Origin of the sequence: Streptomyces kebangsaanensis (assembly GCF_001906585.1) — a bacterium.
GTDB classification, from domain to species: domain Bacteria; phylum Actinomycetota; class Actinomycetes; order Streptomycetales; family Streptomycetaceae; genus Streptomyces; species Streptomyces kebangsaanensis.
In genome coordinates this window covers 19,906-26,864 of the sequence record NZ_JUJA01000058.1, presented here as the reverse complement: position 1 = coordinate 26,864, position 6,959 = coordinate 19,906, and the positions used below count along the sequence as shown (strand labels likewise).

The 6,959-nt window shown below is 71.9% G+C and carries 6 protein-coding genes and 1 pseudogene; 1 reads left to right on the top strand and 6 read right to left on the bottom strand.

Going from position 1 to position 6,959, the window contains the following annotated elements; all coding sequences use genetic code 11:
- Nucleotides 1–18: 18 nt before the first annotated feature.
- Nucleotides 19–615, bottom strand: coding sequence for a TetR/AcrR family transcriptional regulator (locus RH94_RS08285; RefSeq protein ID WP_073946981.1), 597 nt, complete (start codon nucleotides 613–615; stop codon nucleotides 19–21).
- Nucleotides 616–765: 150 nt separating this feature from the next.
- On the opposite strand from RH94_RS08285, the gene RH94_RS08280 reads away from it, so the two are divergent.
- Nucleotides 766–2,358: an MDR family MFS transporter gene (locus RH94_RS08280; RefSeq protein WP_073946980.1), complete on the top strand. Its 1,593-nt coding sequence runs from the start codon at nucleotides 766–768 to the stop codon at nucleotides 2,356–2,358.
- 139 nt (nucleotides 2,359–2,497) lie between these two features.
- On the opposite strand, the gene cseC is transcribed toward RH94_RS08280, so the two are convergent.
- The 5 genes and pseudogenes from cseC to RH94_RS08255 all read right to left on the bottom strand — a co-directional run.
- Nucleotides 2,498–3,847 (bottom strand): two-component system sensor histidine kinase CseC, encoded by a 1,350-nt coding sequence (gene cseC, locus RH94_RS08275; RefSeq protein ID WP_073946979.1) that lies wholly within the window; start codon nucleotides 3,845–3,847, stop codon nucleotides 2,498–2,500.
- Nucleotides 3,848–3,858: 11 nt separating this feature from the next.
- On the bottom strand, nucleotides 3,859–4,560 hold the full coding sequence (cseB, locus tag RH94_RS08270) for a two-component system response regulator CseB (protein ID WP_073946978.1): 702 nt from the start codon (nucleotides 4,558–4,560) through the stop codon (nucleotides 3,859–3,861).
- A 181-nt stretch (nucleotides 4,561–4,741) separates the two neighbouring features.
- Nucleotides 4,742–5,410: a hypothetical protein gene (locus RH94_RS08265; RefSeq protein WP_073946977.1), complete on the bottom strand. Its 669-nt coding sequence runs from the start codon at nucleotides 5,408–5,410 to the stop codon at nucleotides 4,742–4,744.
- Complete coding sequence (locus RH94_RS08260; RefSeq protein WP_073946976.1) at nucleotides 5,398–5,937, bottom strand: SigE family RNA polymerase sigma factor; 540 nt, start codon at nucleotides 5,935–5,937, stop codon at nucleotides 5,398–5,400. The genes RH94_RS08265 and RH94_RS08260 overlap by 13 nt, the downstream gene beginning before the upstream one ends.
- 327 nt (nucleotides 5,938–6,264) lie before the next feature.
- A pseudogene (locus RH94_RS08255) lies at nucleotides 6,265–6,959 on the bottom strand (A/G-specific adenine glycosylase); the annotation flags it as partial.

Genomic DNA, 6,959 nt, shown 5'->3' with positions numbered 1-6,959 from the left:
GCGGGCGGCGGACCCGTGTCAGGACCCGTGCGCGCCCCGGTGGGCCTGGGTCACCAGATCGATGGCGACCTCGAGGACGGCCTCGCGCCGCTCCTCGGGGTCGCCTCCGAGGTCCTGCATGACGAACATCCCGGCGTGCAGGGTGAAGATGGCGCTGACGCAGCGGACCTGGTCGGCCAGGCTCGCGTCCGGGTCGATGATGATGTCCTTCAGGCCGCGCATCCGGTCCTTGAAGGCGCCTCCGATGCGCAGCTCCCGCACCGTCGCCTGGTTCTCCTGCATGAAGCGGAACAGCGGCGCGGCATCCGCGAGCGCCCGGTCGTAACGGCGGACGATCTCCTGCTTGGTCTCCAGGGTGTGCGGCTGCCGCCGGCCCCACTCGATCAGCTCCTCCACCGGCTGCGTGAGGCCCTCGAAGAGGCTGACGAGGATCTCTTCCTTCGTCCTGAAGTGGTAGTACAGGGCCGCCTTGGTGACGCCCAGGTGCTCGGCGATCTCCCGCAGGGAGGTCTTCTCGTAGCCCTGCTCGGCGAAGAGCTCCAGCGCCACGTCCAGGATGCGCCGGCGGGTGTTTCCGCGGCGCTGCTGCTTGGTGCCGTGCATGGTGACGCCCATCCTCGTACTCCTCGCGCTCACTGAGAACCTACCTGCCGGCCGGCCGCCGAAACTTACTTGACGACCGGCTAGGGGCGGGTCTACTTTTTCCGAGTCTAGTCAACTTGCCGGTCGGCAAGTAAGTAGCAATCGACTGGGGGAACAGAACGGATGAAGGACAGCGCGACAGCCGGACCGGATGCCGGTCAGGCAGGCAAACAACCGAGGAGCGTGCGGGTCGTCCTGCTCGCACTCATGGTCGCGATGATGCTCGCGATGCTGGACAACATGATCGTGGGCACCGCGATGCCGACGATCGTCGGTGAACTCGGGGGACTCCAGCACCTGTCGTGGGTGGTCACCGCCTACACCCTCGCGACCGCCGCGGCCACCCCGCTGTGGGGCAAGCTCGGCGACATGTACGGGCGCAAGGGCGTCTTCCTGACCTCGATCGTGGTCTTCCTGATCGGTTCGGCGCTGAGCGGCATGGCGCAGAACATGGGAGAGCTGATCGGCTTCCGCGCCGTCCAGGGCCTGGGCGCCGGCGGTCTGATGGTCGGCGTGATGGCCATCATCGGCGATCTGATCCCGCCCCGTGAGCGCGGCAAGTACCAGGGCATGATGGCCGGTGTCATGGCGCTGGCGATGATCGGCGGCCCGCTGGTCGGCGGCACGATCACGGACAACTGGGGCTGGCGCTGGGCCTTCTACATCAACCTCCCCCTCGGCGCGGTGGCACTCGTCGCGATCGGCGCCGTACTGCACCTGCCGAAGAAGCGGGCGCAGGCCCGGATCGACTACCTGGGTGCCGTGCTGCTGACCGTCGGCATCTGCGCCGTCGTGCTCGTCACCACCTGGGGCGGCACGGAGTACGCCTGGACCTCCGCGCGGATCATGGTGCTCACCGCGATCGGTGTCGCCACGCTCGTCGGGTTCGTGTTCTGGCAGGCCGAGGCGGCCGAGCCGATCGTGCCGCTGCACATCTTCCGCAGCCGCAACTTCAGCCTGATGTCGCTGATCGGCTTCATCACCGGCTTCGTGATGTTCGGCGCGGTGCTCTTCCTGCCGCTCTACCAGCAGTCGGTGCAGGGCGCCTCCGCGACCAACTCCGGGCTGCTGCTCCTGCCGATGCTCGGCGCGATGATGGTCGTGTCGCTGATCGCCGGCCGGGTCACCACCAACAGCGGCCGGTACAAGATCTTCCCGATCCTCGGCGGCGTTCTGATGACGGCCGGGCTGTACCTGCTGTCCCTGATGGACACCGGCACCACGCGTCTCACCTCCGGCCTGTACATGGCCGTCCTCGGTGCCGGCATGGGCTGCCTGATGCAGATCACCATGCTGGTCGCGCAGAACAGCGTGGAGATGAAGGACATGGGCGTGGCCTCCTCGTCCACCACCCTGTTCCGTACGCTCGGCTCCTCCTTCGGCGTCGCGGTCATGGGCGCGCTGTTCAACGACCGCGTCCAGCAGGAGATGACCGAGCGGGGCGGTGCCCTGGGCTCGGCGGCCACCGAGAAGTCCGCGCAGCTGGACGCGGCGAGCCTGGCCACGCTGCCGGACCAGGCCCGGGAGGCCTACCAGCACGCGGTGTCCGCCGGTACGCACTCGGCGTTCCTGCTGGGCGCCGTGGTGTCGGTCACCGTGCTCGTCGCCGCGGTGTTCGTCAAGGAGGTCCCGCTGAAGGGAGCGGGACCGGCCGGCCGGGACCGGGACGGCGGCACCGAGGCACAGGCGCGGGCGGGCGTGGTGGAAGCCGTCTGACCGCCCGCCGGCGCCACGGCCCCGGAAGCGGCCGCGGCCCCGGGAGCACCCACTGTCCTGGAAGCGGTCACTGCCCTGGAAGGGGCGGCGGCCCCGGAAGCGGTCACCGTCCTGGAAGGGGCCACCGCCCCGGAAGCGCCTACTGCCCCTGAAGCAGGGGATGGCTGCCCGTGTCCGTCGGTGCGTGCTCCGGCAGCCACAGCACGGCGATCGCGCCCTCGGCCGGAACGTGCTCCGGGGCGCCCGCCGGGCGGACGTTGCGGAAGGTCAGCCGGGCGCCGAGGACACGGGCCTGGCCGGCGGCGATGGTCAGGCCGAGGCCGTGGCCCTGCCCGGCGCGGTCCCTGCTGCCGGTGCGGAAGCGGCTCGGGCCCTCGGCGAGCAGGTCCTCGGGGAAGCCCGGGCCGTGGTCGCGCACCCGGACGACCCGGCCCTCCACGGTCACCTCGATCGGCGGCCTGCCGTGCCGGGCGGCGTTGGCGAGCAGGTTGAACAGCACCCGCTCCAGGCGCCGGGGGTCGGTCGTGACCTCCGACTCGTGCACCACGCGCACCTCGACGTCCGGGTCCTTGGCCGCCACCCGCCGGGCGACGAACTCGCCCAGCAGGATGTCCTGCAGCTCGGCCCGCTCGGAGGCGCCGTCGAGCCGGGCCACCTCCAGCACGTCCTCGACCAGCGTGCGCATGGCCTTCGCGCGGTCCAGGACCAGCTCCGTCGGCCGGCCGGGCGGCAGCAGCTCGGCCGCCGTCAGCAGCCCGGTCACCGGAGTGCGCAGCTCGTGCGCGATGTCCGCCGTGACCCGGCGCTCCGCCTCCAGCCGCTGCTGCAGCGCGTCCGCCATCGCGTCCACCGCGCGCGCGAGGTCGTCGGTCTCGTCCCGTACGACACCGCCGATGGCGTCCCGGACCCGTACGTCCGTCTCGCCCTTGGCGACCTGGTTGGCCGCGGTCGCCGCCTTGCGCAGCCGGCCCGAGAGCTGGCCCCCTATCAGCACGCCCAGCGCGCTGCCGCCGAGAACGACCGCGATGGAGCCGATGACCAGCGCCTGGTCGAGGTCGTTGAGGATGTTCGTACTGCGGTCGGTGAAGTGCGTGTGCAGGGACAGCACATGGCCGTCCTTGACCGGCACGGCCGCCCAGATGTGGGCCAGTTTGCCCGTGTGGTCGCTCACATACGTCGCCCGCCGGCCCTGCTCGACCTTCTCCCGCAGCGGGAGCGGCAGCTCAGGGTCGTCGATCTTGACGCCGGGGAAGTTCGCCCGCCCCGACAGCTCGTAGTTCCGCTGGGCGATCTGGACCCGCTCGACGGCCAGGTCGCGCGCGTTGTCGAGCATCGACACCCGCGCGGCGTTGTGCACGACCAGGCTCAGCGCGACCGCCACCAGCGCGCCGACCAGCGCGATGGCCGCGCTGAGCTTCCACCTCAGCCCCGTACGGATCCCCGCGTGCTCCAGGCGCTTCGGCAGCAGGCGCCGTATGATCCCCCGCATGGCCGCCCCGCTCAGGCCTTCAGCTTGTAGCCGAAGCCGCGGACCGTCTCGATGCGGTCCTGGCCGATCTTCGTACGCAGCCGCTGCACATGGACGTCGACCACGCGCGTGTCGCCGCCCCAGCCGTAGTCCCACACCCGTTCGAGCAGCTTGTCACGGGACAGGACCGTGCCCGGCGCGGAGGAGAACTCCAGGAGCAGCCGCATCTCGGTGGGTGTGAGCGCCACCGGACGGCCCGCCCGGCGCACCTCCATCCCCTCGGTGTCGACCTCCAGCTCGCCGAAGGTCAGCACCCCGCCGTCCACCGCGGAGGAGTCCGCCCCGGGCCGGACGCCGCCGGCGTGCCCGAAGCGGCGCAGCACCGCGCGGATCCGGGCGACCAGGACGGCCCCGTCGAACGGCTTGGTCACATAGTCGTCGGCACCCGCCTCCAGGCCCAGGACCACGTCGATCGAGTCGGCGCGCGCGGACAGCATGATCACCGGAACCGTCGACTCGTCGCGGATGCGGCGGCACAGGCTGACGCCGTCGAGGCCGGGGACCATGACGTCCAGCAGCGCGATGTCGGGTTGCCGGGCCCGGAACGCCTCCAGGCCCGACAGCCCGTCGGGCATGGCCGTGACCGCGAAGCCGCTGCGCTCCAGGGCGAGCTGTGTGGCCTCACGGATGACGTCGTCGTCCTCGACGAACAGGACGTGGATCTGCTCTGCCATCCGGGTGCTCTCAGTCCTCGTGGTCCTCGTGGTTCTCGTCTGCTTCTCGTCGTGCGTCGCCGTGGGGGCGCGCTCACCGGGTGAACGCGTCCGTCACCGGAATCGTCCCGCGTCCGTCACCGGAATCGTCCCGCGGCCGCCGCCGCCCTCCCGCGCGCCCCGGCCGGGCGGACCCCGCAGGTCAGTCGTCGGGGGTCACCACCAGGTCACCCCCGACGGCCTGGCTGTACTCGTTGCGGGTGCTGAACTCCTTGACGAACCGGCCCGCGGAGGACCAGCGGTAGGTGATCACGTCCTCGCCGGACGGGCTCGAGACCGGGTCGCCCTTCGCGTACACCTGCTTGGTCACCACGAGGTCGCCGCGGTCGATCTCGGCGTAGACCGGGGGCTCCTCGGCCTTGAAGACGTTCTCGTACCCGCCGCCCCGCCCGCGGTACACGTAGGCGCCCACGCCCACCGCGTCCCCGCAGGTCAGTACGTTGACGACGATGTCGTCGACGGAGTTCCCGGTCAGATCGCCGTACGACACGTCGACGGGGTACTCGTCGGCCACGCACGGTTTCAGGGCCCGCTTGACCGCGGCCGAGACCTGCGGGTCCTGCTCGATGAGCCGGACCGCGTCCACCCGCTCGGCCTGGGCGGTGGGGCTGAGGGCGGGCGTGGCGGCGGGGCTCGCCGCCGGGCCGACGTGGGCCGGACCCTCGTCACGTGCCCCGGTGCCCCCGGTCCCGCAGGCGGACACCAGGAGGGCGAGGGCGGCGAGCACGGCCACCGCCGTACTCACCGCCTGGACGGTGTCCCCGGCCACGAGGGGCCCAGGGCCGGTGTCCCTGCCGGTCAGGCCGCGCAACGCTCCCGCTCCTCACGCTCCAGCGCGCGTGCGACCAGATCACGGGCCTCCAGCTCCTCGCGGAGCCGGGCGAGCGCCCGGTGCAGCGTGCTCTTGACCGTACCCGCGGACATGCCGAGGGCGGCGGCCGTCTCCTCAGTGGACATCTGCTCCCAGTGTCGCAGCACGACGACACTGCGCTGCTTGGGAGCGAGGACTTTCATGACGTCCATCAGGAGCGCGCGGTCGGCGTGCTGCTCGGTGGAGTCCTCGACCGAGGCGTCGGGGAGCTGCTCGGTGGGGACCTCCTCCAGCTTCCGGGCCCGCCACCACTCGGTACGCGTGTTGATCATCACGCGGCGCAGGTAGGCGTCCGCGAGCCGCTTGTCGGCGATGCCCTCCCAGCGGCCGTACGTCCGCACGAGCGCCGTCTGGAGCAGGTCCTGGGCGTCGACCGGGTCCGGCACCAGCCGGCGCGCACTGCGCAGCAGCGCGTCCTGCCGGGTGCGCACGTACTCCTCGAACTCGAGCACCTCTCCCTGCGCCATGTTCCACCGCCTCCGATCCCCGTTTTCCGGCCCGTCTGCCGCCGGTTCCCATGTCTGTGGGCGGACGGGCTGTGGTCGGCAGCCGTCCGGTGCCCCTCGGGCACGCGATTGAAGGTACGGAGGTGTTGTCACGGCGCTGTCCGAGGCAGACCGCGGTCAGCACTCGGCTGTGCGTCGGTTGTGTAACGGAAGTAGGAACGGGGTAAGGCGGTGGCCCGATTTGCTGGTTTTTACGCTGATTTGGGGTGCCGGGTGGCGCGCGGGAGCGTGACACGCGCGCCCGCGACGCCCTCAGGAACTGTCGTTCTCCTGTGAAGTGGCCATGCGTCAGGTCAGCGGCAGCCGGTACAGTCCGCCCGGCAGCGGCTCCACCAGGCCGTCCGCGACGAGCCCGTCCAGCGCCCGGGCCCGCTGGACCGGCTCGTGCCAGACCCGGTCGAGCACCGTCTGCGGCACCGGCGTGTGCGCCTCCCGCAGCACGGCGAGCAGCTTGCCGCGAACCTGCCGGTCGGTGCCGGCGTACGTCTGCCCCCGGCGCGGCGGCCCCTCGTGCGCGGGCTTGCCCGCGAGCCGCCAGGCGCAGTGCGCGGCGATCGGGCAGCGTGCGCACGACTCGTTCTTCGCCGTGCACACCAGCGCGCCGAGCTCCATGGAGGCGGCGGCCCAGCGGGCCGCGACCCGCTCGTCCTCGGGCAGCAGGGCACGGGCCAGGCGGCGTTCGGCGGCGGTGGTGGCGTTCGGCGGGTACTGCACGCCGGTGACCGCGCGGGCCAGCACCCGGCGGACGTTGGTGTCCAGGACGGCGTGCCGCTGGCCGTAGGCGAAGGAGGCGACCGCGGCGGCCGTGTACTCGCCGATGCCCGGCAGGGCGAGCAGTTGCGCGTGCTCGGTGGGTACGTCGCCGCCGTGCCGTTCCGTTATGGCGACCGCGGCGCCGTGCAGGCGCAGGGCGCGGCGCGGGTAGCCGAGCCGGCCCCAGGCGCGGACGGCCTCGCCCGGCGCCTCCTTGGCGAGGTCGGCGG